Below are 20,152 nucleotides of genomic sequence, written 5' to 3'. Positions count from 1 at the left end.
CCGCAGGTGCGGAGTACACGCCGAGGCTCTGCCGATTATACATATCAGCTGCCTTTGAGAGGAACCCGGTTTGCCCCTGTGCCTGCCGATGATCCGCCACTGAAATCCCCGGACCTGTTTGGCGCCGTCCATCGCCTGCCGGCACTTGGCACGTCAGTTCGCGAGCGGTCATTTGTGGTCCTCAACCCGTCGAGCGGCGAAGTGCTGGCAGGACGTCCGACATGGGCGTGGAGGAGACACGGGCTGCGGTAGACGAGGCCTATGTCGCGCAGCCTGGATGGGCGGCGCTGACCGCCCGAGAGCGCAGCGACCTTCTTTGGCGATGGCATCAGCTGATCATCGCCATGCAGGCGATCTCGCCGCGATTCTGACTGCGGAAATGGGCAAGCCGTTTGCCGAAGCCAAGTCGGAGGTTTCGCATGCGGCCGCGTATCTGCAATGGTACGCCGAAGAAGCCAATCGCATCTATGGCGAGACGATCTCCGCACCGTCTACAGACCGTCGGATGATGGTGATCAATCAGCAGATCGGTGTCGTCGGCACGATTACGCCATGGAATTTCCCAGCGTCGATGGTGGCGCGCAAGATCTCGCCGGCCCTGGCGGCGGGCTGCGCGATCGTGCTCAAACCTGCTGAACAGACGCCGCTCGTGGCAGGTGCAATGTTTGCCCTCGCGCAGCAAGCCGGCTTTCCTGACGGCGTTGTCAACCTGGTCTATGCGTCCGAAGGTGATCGCGTGGGGCCGCGAACTCTGCTCCAATGCCAAGGTCCGAAACATCAGCTTTACAGGCTCCACCGAGGTTGGCCGACTGCTCATGCGCCAGTGCTCGGACTAGATCAAGAAGGTCAGCCTCGAGCTCGGCGGCAATGCGCCCTTCATCGTCTTCGACGACGCGGATATTGACGCTGCCGTTGACGGGGCGATCCAGGCGAAGTTCCGCAATGCCGGCCAGACTTGCGTTTCATCGAACCGGCTTTACGTCCAATCGAGCGTTCACGATGAGTTCGTCGAGAAGTTCGTGGAGAAAGTCCGGCACTTATCGGTTGGCGACGGCTTCGCTCCGGGAGTGGACGTCTGACCACTCATCGACATGCATGCTTTGGCCAAGATCGAGTCCCACATCGCAGATGCCGTTGCTAAGGGTGGGATAATTCGATGCGGGGCCGAACGTTTTCAACCCACAGCCTTCACCGAGATCTCCAGCATCATGGCGGTTGCGCAAGAGGAGACTTTCGGGCCGTTGGCGCCGATCATCCGCTTCCACGATGCGGATCAGGTTGTCTGTGAGGCAAACGACACGATTTACGGGCTCGCCACCTTTCCATGCCTCGAACCTGAGGCGTGTCTGGCGCGTGGCCGAGGCATTGGAATATGGCATGATTGGCATCAATACGGGGCGTATGTCTTCGGAAGCGGCGCCCTTTGGCGGCATGAAGCAGTCCGGCATCGGGCGGGAGGGTTCCCGCCACGGGCTCGAAGACTACCTCGAAATGAAGTACCTCTGCATGGGTGGAATCTAAATGACGTCGCCCCGAGTTTCTCCAGTTTTGGGTTCGTTTCCGGCGTGGGTTGTGCGCTGCTGGGCGGATGAAGCGACGGGGGCTGGCGCGGAGCCTTTCGCATAGCGCAGCGCGAGCGACCGTCGCGGATTGAAGGTGGTGGCGAACTTGGCCGGTGTCTGCCAGGCGATTTGGGAGTGCGGCCGCGCGGTGTTGCAGTCGGCGCGCCACAGGCGATAGCGATGCTTGCCATGCGCATGGAATGCCATTCGACCGGTTCTGATCCGCGCAGGAGAGGATGGCGTTCGAGATGAACTGGCTGGCATTATCACTGACCAGTGATGAGCCGGTTCAATTCCCGGGCAACCAAGTGCCCTCGACCGTGCTGAATAGTGCGCCTTTGCCATACCGGCGGATTAGCGCGGCCGACCTTACTTCGGCATGATGCGAGCAATTTCTGCACCAGGCGCGCAACGTATGCCACTCCCTCAGATCGCCCAGCGATACGTCTGGGCCTGCATGTTTGCTGCCTTCTGCGATGGCTTGCCGACACTTTCGGCTCGCCGGGTGTGATGATCTTCTTCTGCGTCTTTCCCTCTCGGCGATATTGCCGTTCGGCCGTCCCGACCAAGGCCAAACCTCGGGCCGTTTTCCCGTTCCCGGGTCGAGCTTGAACGTCTCGTCGATGATGTTCTGGCGTGCTGCGAGCTCAACGCCGAGGCGCTTGGCATCGATGCATGGCACGACATATTGCGGCGGTGTCGCACGTGTTCGACGGTTTGGGCTTCAGGATCGTGCGGATGGGCCACGCTTTTCTGGCGGCGCGAAACACGGGCAATGCGCGTTCAAAACCTGACAAAGGCAGAAACTTGTCAGGTTCAATCCAACCGCCATCCGGGCACTGCGGAGGGTTTTCAAAGCATATTCATGCACTTGCGCGCTGAGCCCGCTGGCATGGACCTTGCAACGCTTGCAGCAGGACGGTATGCAATGGAGCAGACGAGGATGTTCTCTCCCCTGAACCGTGTGCCGTCTCTGAGAGGGAAATAAGCTCGTGCAGAAAATCTCACAACCTTTGACAACGGCTTTGGAGAACAACGTGGTGTTGCAGATCGAGTCCCCGGCTCCTTCGATTCAAGCGGAAACCTGGCTGCGTGGCGAGCCCCTCACCAGCTTCGAGCCCGGCAAAGTGTACATCGTCGAATTTTGGGCAACTTGGTGCGGTTCGTGTGTGGACGGGATGCCCCATCTGATGCAGCTGCAGGAGAAATACAGGGAAAGCGGCGTTGAGATCGTAGGAGTCGCGGCTAGTGAACGCGCTCCAACGGCCGATGAGGCCCGAAGCACGTTGGACGCTTGGTTGACGGAAAAGTTCCCGAATCTGAACTATCGGATCGCATTCGACTCCACAGGCGAAATGGACAAGCTTTGGCTGGAGCCCAGCTTTTCTTTCTGGATTCCCACCAGTTTCGTGGTCGACCGAGACGGCTGCATCGCCTTTATTGGTGAACCGACGGAACTCGATGAGGTCTTGCCGAAGGTGCTTAACGGCAGCTGGCGCACCAGCGATCAGGCAAAATCCGCCGATGCGGAGCGGATCGCGGAAGGCGAACCCATAGCGCGCGAACAAGCGCTGAAGAAGCCGATCAAGGACAGATATCGGGCGGCGGTGGAGAAAAAGGATTGGAAGACGGCGCTCTCGGCGATCGAAGAAGGCATCGCCTTGATGCCGGACAACCTCGGTTTCCGCCGTTCTCATGTGAATCTGTTGCTTCACAAAATGAAGGACATGCAGGTCGGCTTGCCCGTCATGCGCCAATTCGTTCGCGACGCGATCAACAGAAACTCCGAGAATTGGATGGTTGCGGCGTTAGACGAGCTCTTCTTTCCGAACCTTGACCATTCGCACTTTCCGTCTGCTGAGCGCTTGGCGATGGGAAAACAGCTGTCCGAACACATCCTGGCACTGAATCCCCCGGAAAGCGACAAACGTAAGCTCCTGCCTTATCGTTTGGCAGCCCTGTACTATCACGAGAGCGGCAACAAAGATCGGGCGATCGAGTTGATCGAGCTGGCACTGAAGTCGCAGGGCGGTCCGGAGCGTATCCGGGACCAAGATGAACAGGACGAAATATCGCATTTGCTGCAGTTCCTGGCCTACTTCAAGGGTGAGAAGGTTTGTTACGGCGCTCTGTGTGCGGCTCCAAACAATGGCCGATTCGACAGCTGGTATACCGTTTGCGGCTGACCGCCAGCTTATGTGAGGGACAGAATTGGCCGGGCGGACAGCTCTTGATGCGAACGGCGCAAACCCCCGCCCGGCTTGCGAAATCACCTGGGCCGCTCTTTTGGACCTAAGTCCGAAGGACTGCGGCCTTCTACGATGCCCGCCTTTGTTTAGGCGGGCTATGAGCTGAGCTACGGGTTTTGCCCGCTTCTAACCGTTCGCCAGCCTGGCGCAGGTGCCTCTCAACACCTCCACCACACCAAGGTTTCATGCGGGTAGCGAATTCGATCTTGGCGGCATGGCCATTAAGCACATGGGATGGCCTCGCTGGCGGCATGCCTGTGATCTGGTGCTGCAGCCCACGCTTGCCTCCGCCAGCGGTTCGATGAGGCAGCCTGTCGCACAATTGATATCAGGACTTCAATGCCGGAACACCGGCGCCACCCTCAATTCAATAAATGAGGTGTCGCGCACCACGGTTGGCTGCTTGATCCAGGCAATTCCGGCCGCCGTCATCCTCAATGAGGTGACCTCGACCAGAGCCTCGGCCTTGAATGGCATGATCGAGGTGCATGGGTGCGGCCACCGTCATTTTCGTCAATCCGAACGGGATTTCTTGCAACCGCTTTGCGGCTTTATCCAACACGCCAAGGGCCGCGCTGTCGACAGGTGGCGCGAGCTTGGCGCCGAGGCGTCCACGTCAACAGATTCTTCTGACAATCGGGACTTGTACGATCACCCCAGGGGGGCGAGAGCCCATGACGATCATCGTCGCGCCGGCCGCGATCTGAAGCAGGCGTCGGCGCGTCTCCCGCCTATCTTCTGGCGAGGCTTCGGTGAAAGACGCCGATGGCGGAACGGAAACACCAGGACCGGCTGAATAGATCCCGAGCTGTGCGATCGCGTTCGGCCAAGTTGAGGAAAGCGAGCTGAATGCAGGACTTTGCACGCTAGCACCGCGTTGCCGGGCCATATAAGAGATTTGGCCCGGCGCGAGAAGCGGCACTCGTGGCCAAAGAACGGGATCGCACCGGCCGCCACGCTGTCAAAATGCCGAAGTTGTGATCCGGCACGACGCTTAGCTTCTTCCCGCTCTTTGGCGATGAAGCGTTCCAGCGTGTGAATCTTGAGCACACCTGAAATCACTTCGTCGCCGAGAACCAACGCCGGCGTGACGTTGATGTACAGCTCCTTGGCGAGCGCGCAATTGCGCTCGAGGACGTTTTCGATGGCGCGGTCTTCCATGTCCCGCTTGAGCTGCTCAACCTCGAGGCCAACGTGTCGTGCGATAGTCAAGATGTCGAATTGGCTGAGCTGGCCGCGAGCAGCCATAAGGGCGTGATGGAACGCCTCATATTTTCCCTGTTTGCTGGAGGCGAGCGCCGCCAGTGCGGCAAATTTGGAACCCGGTCTCTTGCCCGGACAATGTTTGTAGACAACCTTCAGCATGGGATCATGCTTGAGGGCTTGCTGGATTGTACGGTCTTCCGCCCGGCACCGCGGGCAGTTGTAGTCCAAAAATAAGACGAGAGGGACGTCGCCATTCGGGTTGCCAGCAGTTGGCGCAGCGGCGTCGTTTAAGAGTGCGTCGCGCCGCTCTGGAATGAGCTTCCGCCAAAACGCGACGAGCCGGCTATGGTTTTCATGCTGGCGCACGTAGTCTTTGGCAACTGGACCATATTGCGTCGCCAGCCCGAAAAAAAGCAGGGCTAGGGCTGAAAGAGCGATACGGCCGGCTTTTGGCGTAAGGCATGGTTAGGCTCCAATTAACAGTGAACGGCAGGGCGGCAACGGCTGGCCTTTTGACGTCAAAGGGGGCACCGCTTTAATGCCTCACCCGCTGTTCGCGGATGACGGGAGGTCAAGGGGCTCGTGCTATTCGAAGAGATGCGGTGGGATGGCTGGGCCCAACAGCCGACCCATCCGTGAGCGGCGCTGTGTGCGTGCGAACTGCCCCCGCGGTCGCCGTTCGCCGAGCGGCTTCAGGCGGCCGAGTGCGATGGCTGAGCGTGACTGCAGCAAACACCTGCACGTAAAGCTGGGATAAGAGGGCTTAGGGCGCGCGGGACTCGCGCTGCGGTGTGCGGGATTATATTCAACAATTCTTGTCTCCTAACCGGATCGAGGCAGGTTCCTCCCTCCCGGGCATCTCCCGTCGCTGCGCTCCGGTCGAACGTTGCACCAAGGGTCCTTGCAAGCCCCGCGCCAATCGCGATGTCGGCACTTCAGGAAGTGATTGCGCGGGCGGCAGGTGGGCAGTGGTCAGCGCGCCTTTCCAGAATATCGCTCGCATAAACGTCCGGCGAGCGGCTCCGAGCGTACCTGCCATCGCCGGGCTCTGCGACAGCCTGAAATCTACGAACCAAATCCGAATCGCTCGTTGAGTCTCGTCCCTCCCAGCGCGGTAAACCGCGCCTCGATCTCGGCATTCCAGCAAGCCTCCCACGAAGTTCGCCCGCTGGACAGGGTGAAGGTCTGCTGTCCGATTAGCTGGTTTAAGATCAGCTCAGGCTGCGGCGGCCGCTCGATCTCGCAAAACTCTACAATTCTGCGAATGGTCTCGAGCTGAACTTCGCGTCCTTGGTCGCCTATGATCTGCTCATAGCTCAATCCAAGAACATTCTCCTGATCCGCCCACGGTGCCACTGGATGGCAGCGATCATTGAAAATGAAAGGCGCGATCTCATCGAAGTACTTCAGCATTTTGTCAGGTCCGTCCGGCTCATTGCGCCACGTAATCTCAGCCCTCTCAGGCGGGCACCAATCGCTGTCACCTACATATCGCATCTGCGACACAATTGCCGCACGCATTTCGCGCGAAAGAAAGACGATCTTGAAATCCGCTAAACAATGGCGAGTGCCGATGTCGCACGGTAGATGCCCATAGCCAAACTGACCGGGCTGAATAAAGCGCGAGGATATCTCGATCGGTATCCATAGAATATTTTCGGAATGAGTGAAGCGAGCTCGCTCGACATCCACAAAGCGGAAGTCTCCAAGATAGTCTTTATTAAAGAACACATCCGACTGTACAAGCCCGAGCAGTCCAAGCAGACGGGCATATAGGTGGGTGCCCGCCTTCGGAATGGAACATATCATAACCCGCGAGCTTGAGCGGCCGGCCGTCGGCTTGATTGACCAAGATTCATTCGAGCAGGGATAAAGTGGAAAGGGTTGACCCGCGATATCGCGCAGCTCTTCTGGAAGCGGGTGAAACATTGTGGTTTCCTCACTGTTGCAGCGGCTTTTTTAAACAGCCGGAGCCAATGCGCGACAGGACAAGTTCCTGACCAGCTTGACCCCAAGCAGTCGCGCCCTCTGTTGCCGTACCAGAGAAGTAAAGCCCGTCGCATGCGCTAGCCGCGAGACGAACCGCTAGTACGGGTGGCATCGGCAAGCTCGTGGCCAACTTGCTGAGATGAGCTATTTACCAAACGCCACGTCGGCGTTCCCTAGAGATGTAGTCACCTTGTCATGCCCCCGTTTTCGATCGGACGATGAACCTAATCATAGAAGAACGCAAGTAAGATTGGTTATGTCGCCAATATACTAATGAATATATTTTCCCAGACGGCACCGCTTGCGTTGCCGTGCAGTCGTCCCCACTGCCCTGACGACGAGGACACCACGGTTTGCGCGGCGCATGCGCAGCCAGTAAAGTAAGCTCCATTGACAGCATCGGGCCAGGAGACGTCGTTAAACGAGGCCACTCGCAAGACCGCCTCGCGAGCGGCCGAGCGCATGCCCTCGCGTCCATTGCCCCGACTGCCGAGACATGGGCGCGAACGGAGCGGCAGCCGGAATCCGATATCGACCTTGTCTATGATCTGCGTCAGTGAACCGTCAGCGAGACTCGAATATGCAGGGCTTTGCTAGGCCTTCGCGGGTCGACTGCCAGCTTGGAACGAACACTAAGACACATGCGGAAGCCCCGACATACACAGAAATTGCTGCTAGACATCATCTATGATGCAATTAACACGGCTCCGAATGCGCTCGCACGTATAGCTCTGTATGTTGCACAAGACCCCGAGGCTGTTCTGGCGCTGTCCATTGCCGACCTTGCGCGCAACACCGCTACCGGTTCTGCTTCAATTGTAAGATTTTGCCGAACCTTGGGACTCTCGGGATTTCGCGAGTTTAAGATTGCGCTCAGCGGCGAAATTGAGCGGCGGAAGTTGAGCGGCGAACTGGCTGAACGCGCGCCATCAGAAGCTGTAGACACAGCTCCTCGGATCGCCATCCTCAGTTCTGCTTTACAAAACTCAATTTCCGCGTCCGCTCGTGGTTTTGACGACCTTCAAATTAGTGGGTTTGCCAACCGCATCCGAGCGGCCCGACGCGTCGAACTGTTCGGCACGGGGCCGTCATCCGTCTGCGCTGATATTCTGGCCATGCGACTGATCTGCCTAGGTTTCCCCGCACATTGCTCGGGGTCCGCCACCGTGTCTCACGCTCTCGCGCGAGGGCTTGGCTCGTTGAGCCTCGCCATTGGCATTTCGTCGCGTGGCCACACTGTGGAAACCAAGGATTTTCTGGCTATTGCGCGCGAAACCGGAGCATACACGATTGCCATTACGACCCGCGTTGACTGCCCGATCGCCCGGACTGCGGACGAGGTGGTATTGTTTACCTCGGCTGAGGCTTGGCCACAGGCCGGGTCGGCGATGCACGTGCCGCCTCTGGTGTTGCTGAGCGAATATCTTTGCCAGTGTCTGCAGATGGCGGAAGTCTGAATCCCCACCAAGGCCAATTCGGGCAGTTCCGAGGTTATTTCCGGATCCCACCTCGGTCTTCGTCGCGCGTGCTCGCGTGCACGAGCCATTGAAGCGATAAACTTGAACCGCACTTTCGACTGTGCGTACTGCGTGCTTGTTACATGGAAACGACGAACTCACCGAGCAACCCTCTTGCCACGGCGCGCGGGTGTTTGGTGATCATAGGGGAAGCTTCAACAATTGAGAAGCTGACGAACTACTACACCGGGATCAAACCGGAGGACAAGGCAGGTTCCTCGTCGTTGGCAAGGCTGCAGCACCAGGTCGACTCCGTGACCTAGGCGGTCCATGCGCAAGGTTCGACGGCGCGCTCGCCGACTGAGTGGCGCTGGAGGGCCTCGAGAGGGCATGGGTCGGCCGCAGCAGCGTGGGACGCAGGAAGGCAGGCAAGATCCTGGCTTCCTTCTTCACCGACAGCAAGTCAGCGGCTCCTTTTGCCGGTCGGCAGATCGGTGGACCAGGTCGAGCTTCTTCCATGTCCACTTCTACGTTTGCCACGGTGTTCGGGAATTCCCGGGAGATTGGGGGCTGACATCTATCGCGTGCTGCCACGAAGGTTGGTATTGACGTATTTCGCGAGGTCTAGCGCGGAGATGCTACCAACCAATTGGTCCAGACTCATTTCGGCCGAGATTGAGGCGGAATGCTCCAGGAGTGCAAGGAGATCATCCCTGTGCTTCGAATGGTGGTTCTCCAGGTGCATCTCGACCTTTCGCGCGATGACGTCCGCGAAACTCGCCCTTGTCCCAAAAAGCGGATCGTTGATTAACGCCGTCGGTCGTTCCTGTTCGAGAACCCAATTTATCGCCAGGGTCCCGTTCGATCTCAAGAATACGATCTCCAGCTCCGCGTCGGCAGGTCGCGATGTGGCAATGGAGAACCCCGCGTCCGCCAGAGCCCTGGTATCCTTATCCACAGCCTGATTGAATGCGGCCAAATTGACATGATGAATGTCAATGTCGTTCGGCGCACGCTGGATGAACTGCGAAAGGACGCTACTGCCCGCTACCCAGCTATCTTTGCTCCGATTGCGCGAAATGGCGACCAACGCAATGCGCATCAGCTCGGGCATCATGCGCTTGTGGCCTTCTTTGATATTGAGAACAGCCTGTAAGTTACGTTGACGTCGGGATAGGTCCCGGCTCGCAGAAGCACAGATGTGAGATCATTTGAACCCGCAATCTTTTCAAGAAGGTCGTCACGGGCATTAGTGCCGAACCCAAGAACGATACGACCTGATTCCGTAAGGAACCTTGGGCCATCTGAAAGAAATCTCTCGAGCAAGTTGTACCCTGGATCGATCGCACCACCTTCGAGGTCGTGGACAAACTCGTAATCTTCTGGAGCGTAGCTCGACGGGTAGTTCCAAAATATGATGTCGAACCTTCTGCCAGGTGGAACATTGTTAAATATATCGCTTGCGATGACCTCGACGTTACTAATGCCGTTTCTTGCAGCATTCTCCAACGTGTTCGCGACGGCCCTCGGATTGATGTCACAAGTCAGCAACGACAGCGCGCCAGTCTTTGCCAACAGAAGGCCGGGAAGACCGAAACCGCAGCCGATTTCTAAGACGGTCTTTCCGTCGAATGGGGGAAAATTCTCGCTAATCCAACGCCAACTCTGGAAGTGCTCTGGAGGAAAAACCCCTTCCTGTACGACCAGATCCAGTCCGAATGCCTGCATCTGACGCGGGAAAGTGGCTTGTTGACTTGTCCGAAGCGTTGTCCTGATACGATCAAGTTCGCTCATTGTTCTCCGGCCTTCCGGCGCGGTGCCATGCCTGGTTGTTTTCCCGGCTCGACGGCATCAACGGTTCGCTTCAGTAAGCAATTCCAAAGAGGCATTGAAAACAGACCGGCCTCAAGAATGAGGCGGTCCCAAGATGAGCGGAGGGGTGCATACCGGAAGAGGCCTTCTAGACCGGCTCGATCCCCCTGGAAATACCGCTGGACGGCTGTCGTTAGGCCCGACTTTGCTGCGGTTAGGAGTGCTCTGTCGTAACAGAATCTTGCGTGGGCAAACGCGCTACCATCACTCCGATTGTCCGGCATCGGCGCAGCTCCCCTGTCGCCGAGAACGTTTAGCAACATTTGGAAAGATGAATGGGCAATGTAGCCGGAATCGAGAGAAATCCAAGCAGTCGCTTCGTCGCCCAACGACCGGCACCTAAGTATTCTCAGCTCAGCATCCATTACTTGATGACTATCGCTCACATGAAGGAGGTTCGTCACGGGATTATCGCAGAAAAAGAGACTACGTACGGTGCCGGATAAAGCCTGGGCCGGCTGTGTGTTACCCTTCAGTTTTTGCGACAAGTGCAGCGCATTAGGTCCGCTCCAGATCGTGGCGCAAACCGGACGCATGTCGAATAAGTCCAGCACCAATGGCCAATGCTTCCCGCCGGTGGAACAGGTAAGGGTATAAAACGCATCAATGGATTTGCGACTATGAATCGAAAAGAACCGTTCCGAGAGTTCCAAACCGGTTCGCCGGCGAATAAATTCGTCGAGCAGCGAGGTTAGGCCAGAGCGCGCGACTTCCGGGCCATACACTATCAGCGCCGTGGATGACATCATGCCGCCCCCCCAAAGGGTCGCTTGTGATATGGGCCTTCCTGCTCGCGACGGTGATCCTAGTCGCTCTAACGCGTCTCCCTTCCAGCCAATCGGCGAGACGAGCGGGATGACGGGCATTAATCACAACGCCGGGAAGGCTTTTCTTCGCCATGAATTCGACCGCGCAGGCGTCAATCGAGGTGTGGCCGAGAAGGACAAGATCTTGAGCAGCGATCTGCTCTATAAGTGCAGCGGGATCGTCGGTTGCTCCACCGCGATGCACGCCATCGACATCTGTCAAAATCACCAGCTGTGGTGCCCCAGTTAACCAAGCGATCCACGCGGCAACGGCGTCGGATGTGACGTCCCAACTCCATTCCACTGGGTCAGCCGCAAACAGCAAACGGGAAGGCAGCAGCACTGGAATCTTCCCAAGTCTCGCGAGAGTTCGGCATTCGCCTAGGCTGGCCGATGGAACTAGTTTGGAAGAGAAGGCGGCATCCGCAAGCAAATACCCCGTTTGGTCCTGTGCTAGAGCACACGCATGATGCGCGGTACACGGATCTAATCGCTCGGCTGCATCAATCGCCTCAATTGCTTTGTCCGGGATGCCGCCGCCTGGAACAAGTAGGATTCGATGGCCCTTATCGGCGAGACGCTCAAGTTCAGCCAGTGCGAGCTTACACACGGCAAGATCACGCATGATGCTCCCGCCGAATTTGAGAACAATCGAAAAGCCATATGGTGGAAAACCTTTTATTGAGCAGTCCATCGGCTTGCCATCCCGCCCTCAGGCAACAGATACGATCTCAGGAATTTTCGAAGCTAGGTTTGGAAGCGCTGCCCAGACCTTTTGAAACGCGGCCGCGTACAATTTCATCACTTCAACGTCGTTTGGTGGAGCGATCTCCGACACGTAAAACATGGTGTTCAATATCTTCATGACGTTTGGAAAATCGGTCCTTGACCATTGGCCGCAGATATCCGGCAGATATTCAAAGACGGGCTTCGTCAGCCAGACCGCAACGGGAACTCCCTCGGCTTGAAGAAGCTTAATGATGAAATCCCTGGCCGTAGGGCCAGGTAGAAAACCGAGCTTTTCCGGCTCAAGACGCAACGGGAGATTCAGCATCGATTGTTGATGATCTGCTGGATCGAAAAGAGGCAGAAGCCCTGAGAGGTGGCCAATCTCCTGCCAAAGGAACCTAGCATTCCTTCGCCTTTTTTTAAGCTGCCGGTCAAGCTGCTTGAGCCTGTGATTAGCAATGGCAGCAGAGAATACATTGGGTCGGTAATTGTAGCCTTTGGAGTTCGGGGAGAATATCCTAGCTCCACATCGCGACGAGCTTGTCAGCGAAACATTATCTACATGGTGGATCAGAGCAGGGTCCCTCGTCAGGACAAATCCAAGCTCACCTGCCCCGAGGTGTTTAGCTCCGTTGCCGGAGAGAGAGAGTGCATCGCTCTCCAAGTAAGCTCCATTGACAATATCTTTCGCAGCGCCAATTGATTGGCAAACATCATCGATAATCGCCACGCCTCGCGCTCGCGCCGCCAATCTCAAGCTGGGAACCAAGAGGTTATTTCCGAACAGATGAGTTATGAGCGTCGCCGCGTCACCTGGCTTGATGAGGGAGGCCGCCATCTTCTCATCAACTCCGGCAAGGTCTGGCTCAACATCGACAAAGACCGGTTCGAGTCCACTGATCGTGATTGGGCCGACGGCTCCCGGCCAGTTCAAAGCCGACGTAACGACTCGGCGACCTCGGTTCCGGTAGTAGTCGAGAGCCACGTGAATAGCGGCTGTGCCGCTTCCAACGGCGCGCACAGACCAGTTACCCGACCAATCCGCTAGCCGCTTTTCGAGCTCAATCACCATAGGGTGATTGACGCGATGATATTTGCCGCTTTCGACAACATTTGCGAGCGCCTTCAAATGTTTACGTTTCGCAGCTGGCCAAAGAACAACTCGCCCAGCCGGCACCGTGGGATCTCCTCCAAAGAGCGCAAGAGAAGTGTCCTTCTGGTGGGCGCATCGTGTGCTTGCTGCCGTGGCTAAGCTTACATCCTTGGTCATATGATCTAGCCTGGTTGTGTTACATCGGCCATCGGCCACTCGCGAAGTCACGAGCCGAACCGACCCGTCTCTCGCATACTTTTGCGTCTTGCAACGAGGCTCGGCTAACCCACAAGAGCAGAGTCGCTCCTGAGAACAGGCTGGGCGCCGTAGCGCCCTCGCTACGTTGAGTTCAGGAAAGAGCTTTCAAGCTCGCAACCGGCGTATGAGGCGTCAACCTCGTCGGAAATGAACTCGCTGAACGATGCAGTCCCTCCTTCGTAAATCAACACCTAATAGCCCTTGACAAGAAGGGGAAGTGGTCCTCTGAAATATATTTATGGATATATTATTTATTCTCCGCCTACCTTTAGCCTCCTATCTGGGATATTTTAGTATCGGAAGTGACAACGCGAGGTTGCTTTTTCAGCCTCTAGTACCGGCACCATTTAAAAGATAAAAAGCGCAGCGCGGATGCGCAGGAATATCATCCCGCCAAAGCCGCGGGCCAGATAATCAGCCAACCTTGGCGAGCTGGGAGCACCCCGAGCTTCCGTAATTGGTTGAAGCACTCGCCGGACCGAGGGCCGGCGTCCAATGTTAGTAGCCCCTTTCGCGAACACTCCGGCTAGTGGGTTTGTGTCAGAATGACCTCCCGGGATCGTATTCTGAGCGCTCAGTGAGGATGTATCTCGTTGTAGTCATCCCACCGGGCGATCTGGCGGAGAACCATGGGTGATCATGCAAGGAGTGATGCGAACGCAATCACGCTTGAAGGTTTTGACCCAGGCTTCCGACACGTCGCTGGAGTGGGGCGCTTCACGGGCGTGGAGCAAGTAACGCGGTCAGCGCAGAGGCGAAGGCGCGTGTTCCTTGCCGGTGTAGGGGTGCCATTTTCCGACAGGTCTCGATCGGATGAGGCACCCTCGTCGATCCGAAGCGTCTCTTGACCGCCTCCAGCATCATATCGCACGGGACCCGCAGCCCTCCTGCGACGGCCCAAGCCGAATGGCTCAGCTACTCGGCTGATGTCGGCGAAAATCGCTCACCAATACTTCTTTGTAAACGTGAAGTTTGCCAGCTGTCTCCTGCTCATATTTTGCAAAGCGCGCGACACTGCGCGCTGTTCTACATCAAGGTGGTTAGTCAATGCGGATGCCACTGCGCTCGTAGTCTTGCCGAGCTGAGGCATTGCGTCAGTTAGCCTTGCAAGACTGGTTCGAAAAGCCGGGGAAAGCTCAGACGCGGTTATTTCCATGCGAAGGGCATGAGAGCAGAAACAGAACTTGTCGATGATATGGCAAATTTCGCAATTACATGCCCCCAGAGCTATGTCAGTGAATATTTCTTCCGCTCGAAGAGCGAGCTCCGTTGGAGATAACTCACCAGAGGGGGCGGTTCGGTCGAGAGGGTGAGTCCGTGTACGAGTTAGGGCGAAGGTAAGTGTTTCGCGCGCCACCACATACGAGTCCAATAGAACCCACTCGACCAGAGGTCTCGTAAAGTAGCCCCTTTGAGGAAAGGACACGATCTTCCCTTCCGCTGCAAGTCGGATAAGTGCTTCGCGTATAGGAGTCCGGCCGATGTTGAGGTCGGACGCTAGCTCTTTATCGCTGAGATGCTGCCCCGGCATGTGGGATTTGCTGTAGAGCAATTGAAGTACCGCGTCGTAGGCTGCATCGGCTTTTGCGTTCTTCTTGGCTTCAATAGCCAAACTGGGCATTTCTGTCCGACGACATTGGGCCGCATTTTTGCAGAACCACATCTCTACGCTTCCCCTTGTTTCGACGTCCTTTGAACGTTCGATTAGCAGAATTTGAGTTTCTGCGGCGTGCTATTTCTCGACATCCGGACATGACGCATGCACCGCGCGCCGCCTCAGCTGCATACACCATGCGTATGAGGTGTGACCATGGCCAGCCGCGGCGCTCGGATGCGGAAGCCGGTTGTGTGCGTCAAGTTCTGCAAAAAGGGGCGGCCATGGTGCTGGTCATGCGGCTTGGCGCAGAGTGAGCTTCTTGTGCTCGCGCAGGTCGTCCATGTTGATGTAGCGGTTGGCCTCCATCCAGTTTTCGTTGGTTTCGACGGCCAGCGCCCTGACGAGGCGTAGGCAGCTCTGTGAGTTTGGAAAGATGCGCAGGATATAGGTGCGGCGCCGGATTTCCTCGTTGAGCCGTTCAAGCATGTTGGTGCTCTTGAGATGCTTGTGGTGCTGGCGTGGCAGACGAAAGAAGGTCAGCGTGTACTCGATGGTCTCCTCCACCCATGTCGTCAGTCGTGGGTAGCGGGCCGACCATTTGGAAAGCCATGCGGCGAGATCGGCCTTGGCCTCGGCGAGATCGCGCCGGTCGTAGAGCCAGCGCAGTTCCTGCAGGCAATCGTCGCCATGCTTTCTCGGCAGGTGATCGAGCGCGTTCCTGAGGAAGTGCACGTAGCAGCGCTGCCATGCCGCTTCCGGGATCACCTCGCCGATCGCCGCGACCAGGCCGGCATGATCGTCAGACACGACCAGCTCGACGCCCTTGAGGCCGCGTGCCTTCAAGCCAACGAGAAAGTCCCTCCAGGCCGAGCGGCTCTCACGATTGGCCATCTCCACGGCCAGGATCTGACGCCGGCCGTCCCAGTCGATGCCAACCGCGATCAGCACCGCCTGGCTCATGACGATGCCGGCTTCGCGCACCTTCTCGTAGCGAGCATCGAGGATGAGGTAGGCAAAAGGCTCTTGAAGCGGGCGCTCGGCAAACGCTTTCAGGCTCTCGTCCAGGCGTTTGTTGATGGCCGAGATGGACGAGGCCGAGAACGAATGACCGCACAGCTCTTCCGTGATCGCCTTGACCTTGCGGGTCGACACGCCCTGCACATACATCTCCGCAAGCGTGGCCACCAAGGCCCGCTCCGAACGCTGGTAACGCTCGAAAAGCTCGGTGGAGAAGCGGCCGGCCCGGTCCTGCGGAACTCGCAGCTCAAGCTTGCCGACACGGGTGACAAGAGTGCGGCCATAATAACCCGAGCGATAGCCGAGCCGCTCCGGTGTGCGCTCGCCTTTCGAAGCACCCAGAGCCTCGTCCATCTCGGCCTCGAGCACCTCCTGCATCACCGCCCGGATCACTTCGTGCAGACCTTGCGGGTCCGAAAGCAGAATGTCTTTGACGGCGGCGCTGGCGGTCTTACTTTCAGTCTTGGGTCATGGTGGCGTTCCTTCGCGGGAATCAGGTGACGTTGAACATCACCAGCCTGCCATGACCGCCCCCTCTCAGCGAATTTGCAGAACTCTCAGCACACTACCGGGAGGAAGCCTCAGAGGACCGGACGCGGAAAGATCTAGGAGGCGTTAGGCGCTCGACGCACCTGAGCTGCGCGCAAACCATTTCCTGCGCTCGTCGCTTCGCCACGCTAGACTAGCGGACTGCGCAACCCTGACCAGTTCCGCCCGGCGAGCGCTTACCACGGGGGCTTTGACCCACTCTCGGTGACATTTCTTTACAGCGCCGACTAACGGCCCTTAGCAGATCCAACTTGCCGCGGCCGTACATCTGTCGTTTCACCAGTTTGCGCTTGGCCCTCGCTTTGTTCGTAGACCATACTTCGGTGGTCGCCGCACGACGGTCGTCGTCACTAACGGAGCGACCGTTCTGACGGAACTTACCGGGGTGGCATCTCTTGTCATTGCCCTCGGAGAGGCCCGGCTCCGACTAAAACTACACTTGGCGATCTGAAGAGCGAAAGGAAGGCTTCGCTGAAGGCGGTGTTGGCACCAACAGAGATCTTACCAAGCGTTCGCACAGCTATGCTTTGGTTCGCGAGGCATTGGGATTTCTGTGCCCCTTCAGACACTCGGCGATGCACTCACTCAGAAGAGCCATTGAAGGCATAAGCGTTGCCGGTCCAGGTTCGGCCAGGGCCCGCGCCGGAGCTGAGTAGGAGCACCTCATGCGCCACCCCAGAGACTGGCGATTTGTCACGCGTCGTTATTGCAAGCGTATGCGCTCCTCGGTCGCGGCCAGTTCTGAGAAAGGCGACGGCCTCTCGCTCATATCTTTCATAGGAGATGCCGATAGCATAAGCCGAAGCGTCCAGCCCATGAGCCAGACCGCGAGCGATGTTCACAATCCGGGGTCCCCAGCCAGATCAGGCGGCTGTGACAGTAGCTCTGCGCAGATTGCGGAGACGCCCATACCAAGAGCTTCGACACGCGTAGCACTCTGTAGTCGCTCCGTCAGGCGCTCGATCTGGGCGTAGTCGAGAAGGCGAGCTGAGGCCTCAACCGAATGTAGGAAGGCCGCGCTCAGGTTCGCAATTTCCGGTCTTACATGCGAGTTCAGTGGCGAGGTGCTGTGTCAGTCGGTAAGCGCTGTTCTCAGGCCACGGCCTTAAGCTCGGAAGGTTGGATGTAGGCCCAGGGCAGCAGTTCGTCGATCTGGCTATTGGGATGGCCGTTGACAATCCTGGTGAGGACATCGCCGAGATAGCCTAGCGGCTCGACACCATTGAGTTTGCAGGTTTCGATCAGCGACGCAACGGCTGCCCAGTGTTCGGCACCGCCATCGGAGCCTGCAAAGAGGGCGTTCTTTCGGTTGAGCGCGATCGGACGGATGGAGCGCTCGACTGTATTGGAGTCGATCTCGATGCGGCCGTCGTCGAGGAAGCGGGTCAGGCCTTCCCAGCGCGAGAGGGTGTAGCGGATCGCCTCGGCGAGCTTGGTCTTCTGGCTGATCAGACCGAGCTTCTCGCGCAGCCAGGGTTCGAGATCGGCGACGGTAGCGCGGCTATTTTCCTGACGCATTGCGCGGCGCTCGTCGGCCGACCGGCCACGGATGTCATCCTCGATCCTGTAGAGCTCGGCGATGCGCCGGAGCGCCTCGCTGGCGATCGGTGCGGGACCGGCGGCTGCCAGTTCATAGAAGCGCCTGCGGACGTGTGCCCAGCAGAAGGCGAGCGTCACGCCGCTTTTCTCGGCCAGCACGCGATAGCCCCCATAGCCGTCGACCTGAAGGATTCCGGTGAAGCCTGCGAGATGAGCGATCGGACGCTCGGCCTTTCGGTCCGGCGCATAGACATAGGCGACGCCCGGCGGGTCGCTCCCCTGCCATGGTCGGTCATCGCGGGCATAGGCCCACAGCTGCCCAGTCTTCGTCTTGCCGCGGCCAGGATCGAGCACCGGCGCCGTGGTTTCGTCGGCGAACAGCTTCGGCGAAGCCTTCAGCTTGCCAAGCAGGCGTTCATGCACCGGACGCAGATGCCAGGCGGCGCGGCCGACCCAGTCGGCGAGCGTGGACCGGTCGAGATTGATGCCCTGCCGGGCATAGATCTGCGCTTGTCGGTAGAGCGGCAGGTGGTCAGCATATTTGGACACCAGCACCTGAGCGACCGTCGCCTCGGTCGGCAAACCGCCCTCGATCAGCCGGGCGGGTGCCGGAGCCTGAACGACCACGTCCTCACAGGCGCGGCAGGCATATTTGGGCCGGCGCACGACGATCACACGCAGCTGCGCCGGAACGATGTCGAGCCGCTCGCTCACGTCCTCACCGATCCGATGCAAGCCATTGCGGCAGCCCGGGCAGGCATGGTCCTCGACGTCGACGACCATCTCCACGCGAGGCAGATGCGCCGGCAGCGAGCCCCGGTTGGCCCGGCGTTTGGCAGTCTTTGCCTGTCGCTGGTCCGGAGAAGCCCTCTCGGCCGCTTCCTCGCCGGCCGCCTCGATCTGTTCGGCCTCTTCGAGCCCCAGCAGCAACTGATCTTCGGGAAGCTTTTCGGCGCGACGGCCGAAGCGATGACGCTGCAATTCCTTGATGATCTGGATCAGCCGGGCATTCTCGACGTCGCGCGCCAGGACCATCGCCTTCAGCGCGTCCGGATCGTCGGGAAGCTGGTCAGCCGTCATCGCCATGAGCGGATCAGACCATATTCGCCGACAGCCCGCGACAGCGCAATCCAGGCTGATTCACTTGGTCGCGGCTCAGCTCGCCTGAACCGGAACACGCGTCCGGCGGGCTTCATGGACCCGCCGCCAGTCGAGACCTTCGAGCAGCGCCGACAGCTGCGCGGCCGTCAGCCGCATCACGCCGTCCTGCACTTTCGGCCAGCGGAACTCCCCATCTTCCAGGCGTTTGGCGTAAAGGCACACGCCTGTGCCATCCCAGAAGATCAGCTTGATCCGGTCCGTCCGCTTCGCCCGGAAGACGTAGACGGCCCCGCTGAACGGATCGGCGCCCATCGTCTCGCGCACCAGCGCAGCCAGCCCCTCCGCACCCTTGCGGAAGTCGACCGGCTTCGTCGCCACCATGACCTTGACCGCGCCCGTCGGCCCGATCACGACGTCGCCTTCAGCGCGCGGATCACTGCGGTCACGGTCTTCGCATCCGCACCCCGGCCAACGCGCATGGTGATGCCGTCGATCTCCAGCTCGATCACACCGGCGTCTCGGGCGGCTTTCTGCTTCCGCCGCCGCCTTGCCGCCGGTTCAGGCCTCGACGCTGCAATCACCGCCGGAACAAACAACGATTCCGGTGCTGCCGGCGCTTCCGCCAACGGCTGACGAGCGGCCCGACGCCAGGCGAACAGCTGCTGCGGGGACAAAGCGTATCGCCGCGCCACCGCACTCACGGTCGCGCCGGCTTCGTAGCTTTCCGCCACGATCCGCACCTTCTCCTCCGGCAGCCATTCGCGCCGCCGACCGGAGCCCGTGAACACCTCGAACCGGCGCGCGGGCTCGTGATCGCTGGATGTAAGCGTAAGCTCTGAAATCGTCATGTGTCGAAGCCCTCAAAGGCTCCGAACATCGTCCCTCACGTCAACGCGCGAAAGGTGCCACCGGAACAGCGCTTACGTCAGTCGCCGGGCTTTATCGCGCTCAATCTCCCCGGTAACGCCACCCTGAACTCGCGAAACCCAGAGAGGCCAAGAGTACGGCAAAAACGCAAAACCGACGCTTCTCCGCTGTTTGTTTGACTTACGAGTTTGGAGATAGATAAGTCCCCAAGAAGCTCGGGGTTTTAGGCAACAAAATGCGCGATTCTGGATTGTGAGCTAG

At 58.5% G+C, this 20,152-nt stretch carries 15 protein-coding genes and 2 pseudogenes; 3 read left to right on the top strand and 14 right to left on the bottom strand.

What is annotated here, in order from left to right:
• Positions 1-70: 70 nt before the first annotated feature.
• Positions 71-1,521 (top strand): annotated as a pseudogene (locus EJ073_RS23565) (NAD-dependent succinate-semialdehyde dehydrogenase).
• On the opposite strand, the pseudogene EJ073_RS23560 reads toward EJ073_RS23565, so the two are convergent.
• Positions 1,518-1,839, bottom strand: a pseudogene (locus tag EJ073_RS23560) (IS3 family transposase); the annotation flags it as partial. The pseudogenes EJ073_RS23565 and EJ073_RS23560 overlap by 4 nt on opposite strands.
• 715 nt (positions 1,840-2,554) lie before the next feature.
• Here EJ073_RS23560 and EJ073_RS23550 point away from each other — a divergent pair.
• Positions 2,555-3,748 carry a TlpA disulfide reductase family protein gene (locus tag EJ073_RS23550; RefSeq protein WP_236473684.1) on the top strand — a complete coding sequence of 398 codons (1,194 nt, stop codon included), beginning with the start codon at positions 2,555-2,557 and terminating at the stop codon, positions 3,746-3,748.
• A gap of 399 nt (positions 3,749-4,147) precedes the next feature.
• Here EJ073_RS23550 and EJ073_RS31715 read toward each other — a convergent pair whose 3' ends face one another.
• The 3 genes from EJ073_RS31715 to EJ073_RS23535 form a co-directional block, all read right to left on the bottom strand.
• A complete protein-coding gene (locus tag EJ073_RS31715; RefSeq protein ID WP_164746818.1) occupies positions 4,148-4,288 on the bottom strand; it encodes a hypothetical protein in 141 nt (46 codons plus the stop codon).
• A 204-nt stretch (positions 4,289-4,492) separates the two neighbouring features.
• Positions 4,493-5,383 carry a DsbA family protein gene (locus tag EJ073_RS23540; protein ID WP_236370657.1) on the bottom strand — a complete coding sequence of 297 codons (891 nt, stop codon included), beginning with the start codon at positions 5,381-5,383 and terminating at the stop codon, positions 4,493-4,495.
• 699 nt (positions 5,384-6,082) lie between these two features.
• Positions 6,083-6,946 carry a sulfotransferase domain-containing protein gene (locus tag EJ073_RS23535; protein ID WP_126057760.1) on the bottom strand — a complete coding sequence of 288 codons (864 nt, stop codon included), beginning with the start codon at positions 6,944-6,946 and terminating at the stop codon, positions 6,083-6,085.
• A gap of 728 nt (positions 6,947-7,674) precedes the next feature.
• On the opposite strand from EJ073_RS23535, the gene EJ073_RS23530 reads away from it, so the two are divergent.
• Positions 7,675-8,463, top strand: a complete 789-nt coding sequence (locus tag EJ073_RS23530; RefSeq protein WP_164746656.1) for a MurR/RpiR family transcriptional regulator — start codon at positions 7,675-7,677, stop codon at positions 8,461-8,463.
• Between the two features lie 577 nt (positions 8,464-9,040).
• On the opposite strand, the gene EJ073_RS23525 is transcribed toward EJ073_RS23530, so the two are convergent.
• From EJ073_RS23525 to EJ073_RS23480, 10 genes are all read right to left on the bottom strand, one after another.
• Complete coding sequence (locus EJ073_RS23525) at positions 9,041-9,580, bottom strand: hypothetical protein (protein WP_051695334.1); 540 nt, start codon at positions 9,578-9,580, stop codon at positions 9,041-9,043.
• Positions 9,577-10,257, bottom strand: a complete 681-nt coding sequence (locus EJ073_RS23520) for a methyltransferase (RefSeq protein WP_029354798.1) — start codon at positions 10,255-10,257, stop codon at positions 9,577-9,579. Before EJ073_RS23520 ends, EJ073_RS23525 begins: the two co-directional genes overlap by 4 nt.
• Positions 10,254-11,060, bottom strand: coding sequence for a nucleoside-diphosphate kinase (locus EJ073_RS23515; RefSeq protein WP_245455337.1), 807 nt, complete (start codon positions 11,058-11,060; stop codon positions 10,254-10,256). Before EJ073_RS23515 ends, EJ073_RS23520 begins: the two co-directional genes overlap by 4 nt.
• Positions 10,954-11,835: an aspartate kinase gene (locus EJ073_RS23510; protein ID WP_245455147.1), complete on the bottom strand. Its 882-nt coding sequence runs from the start codon at positions 11,833-11,835 to the stop codon at positions 10,954-10,956. Before EJ073_RS23510 ends, EJ073_RS23515 begins: the two co-directional genes overlap by 107 nt.
• A gap of 18 nt (positions 11,836-11,853) precedes the next feature.
• Positions 11,854-13,140, bottom strand: coding sequence for a DegT/DnrJ/EryC1/StrS family aminotransferase (locus tag EJ073_RS23505; RefSeq protein WP_091595886.1), 1,287 nt, complete (start codon positions 13,138-13,140; stop codon positions 11,854-11,856).
• A gap of 1,024 nt (positions 13,141-14,164) precedes the next feature.
• Entirely contained in the window at positions 14,165-14,884 is a 720-nt protein-coding gene (locus tag EJ073_RS23500) for a GntR family transcriptional regulator (protein WP_029354792.1), read from the bottom strand.
• A 225-nt stretch (positions 14,885-15,109) separates the two neighbouring features.
• Positions 15,110-16,261, bottom strand: a complete 1,152-nt coding sequence (locus EJ073_RS23495; protein WP_091595888.1) for an IS256 family transposase — start codon at positions 16,259-16,261, stop codon at positions 15,110-15,112.
• 1,215 nt (positions 16,262-17,476) lie between these two features.
• Positions 17,477-19,009 carry an IS66 family transposase gene (locus EJ073_RS23490; RefSeq protein ID WP_126057759.1) on the bottom strand — a complete coding sequence of 511 codons (1,533 nt, stop codon included), beginning with the start codon at positions 19,007-19,009 and terminating at the stop codon, positions 17,477-17,479.
• A gap of 69 nt (positions 19,010-19,078) precedes the next feature.
• Positions 19,079-19,435, bottom strand: coding sequence for an IS66 family insertion sequence element accessory protein TnpB (gene tnpB / locus EJ073_RS23485; protein ID WP_091600663.1), 357 nt, complete (start codon positions 19,433-19,435; stop codon positions 19,079-19,081).
• Positions 19,432-19,872 (bottom strand): transposase, encoded by a 441-nt coding sequence (locus tag EJ073_RS23480; protein WP_091600664.1) that lies wholly within the window; start codon positions 19,870-19,872, stop codon positions 19,432-19,434. The genes tnpB and EJ073_RS23480 overlap by 4 nt, the downstream gene beginning before the upstream one ends.
• Between the last annotated feature and the right edge of the window lie 280 nt (positions 19,873-20,152).

The sequence above is a fragment of the Mesorhizobium sp. M4B.F.Ca.ET.058.02.1.1 genome (genome assembly GCF_003952505.1).
Lineage (GTDB): Bacteria > Pseudomonadota > Alphaproteobacteria > Rhizobiales > Rhizobiaceae > Mesorhizobium.
The sequence above is the reverse complement of the archived record's forward strand: the minus strand, read 5'-3'. Positions and strand labels throughout refer to the sequence as shown.

Coding starts and splice junctions, on each gene's coding strand:
- EJ073_RS31715 (WP_164746818.1), bottom strand. CDS start 4,288: ATGCCATTCAAGGCCGAGGCTCTGGTCGAGGTCACCTCATTGAGGATG.
- EJ073_RS23535 (WP_126057760.1), bottom strand. CDS start 6,946: ATGTTTCACCCGCTTCCAGAAGAGCTGCGCGATATCGCGGGTCAACCC.
- EJ073_RS23525 (WP_051695334.1), bottom strand. CDS start 9,580: ATGATGCCCGAGCTGATGCGCATTGCGTTGGTCGCCATTTCGCGCAAT.
- EJ073_RS23520 (WP_029354798.1), bottom strand. CDS start 10,257: ATGAGCGAACTTGATCGTATCAGGACAACGCTTCGGACAAGTCAACAA.
- EJ073_RS23510 (WP_245455147.1), bottom strand. CDS start 11,835: ATGGACTGCTCAATAAAAGGTTTTCCACCATATGGCTTTTCGATTGTT.
- EJ073_RS23505 (WP_091595886.1), bottom strand. CDS start 13,140: ATGACCAAGGATGTAAGCTTAGCCACGGCAGCAAGCACACGATGCGCC.
- EJ073_RS23500 (WP_029354792.1), bottom strand. CDS start 14,884: ATGTGGTTCTGCAAAAATGCGGCCCAATGTCGTCGGACAGAAATGCCC.
- EJ073_RS23490 (WP_126057759.1), bottom strand. CDS start 19,009: ATGGCGATGACGGCTGACCAGCTTCCCGACGATCCGGACGCGCTGAAG.
- EJ073_RS23480 (WP_091600664.1), bottom strand. CDS start 19,872: ATGACGATTTCAGAGCTTACGCTTACATCCAGCGATCACGAGCCCGCG.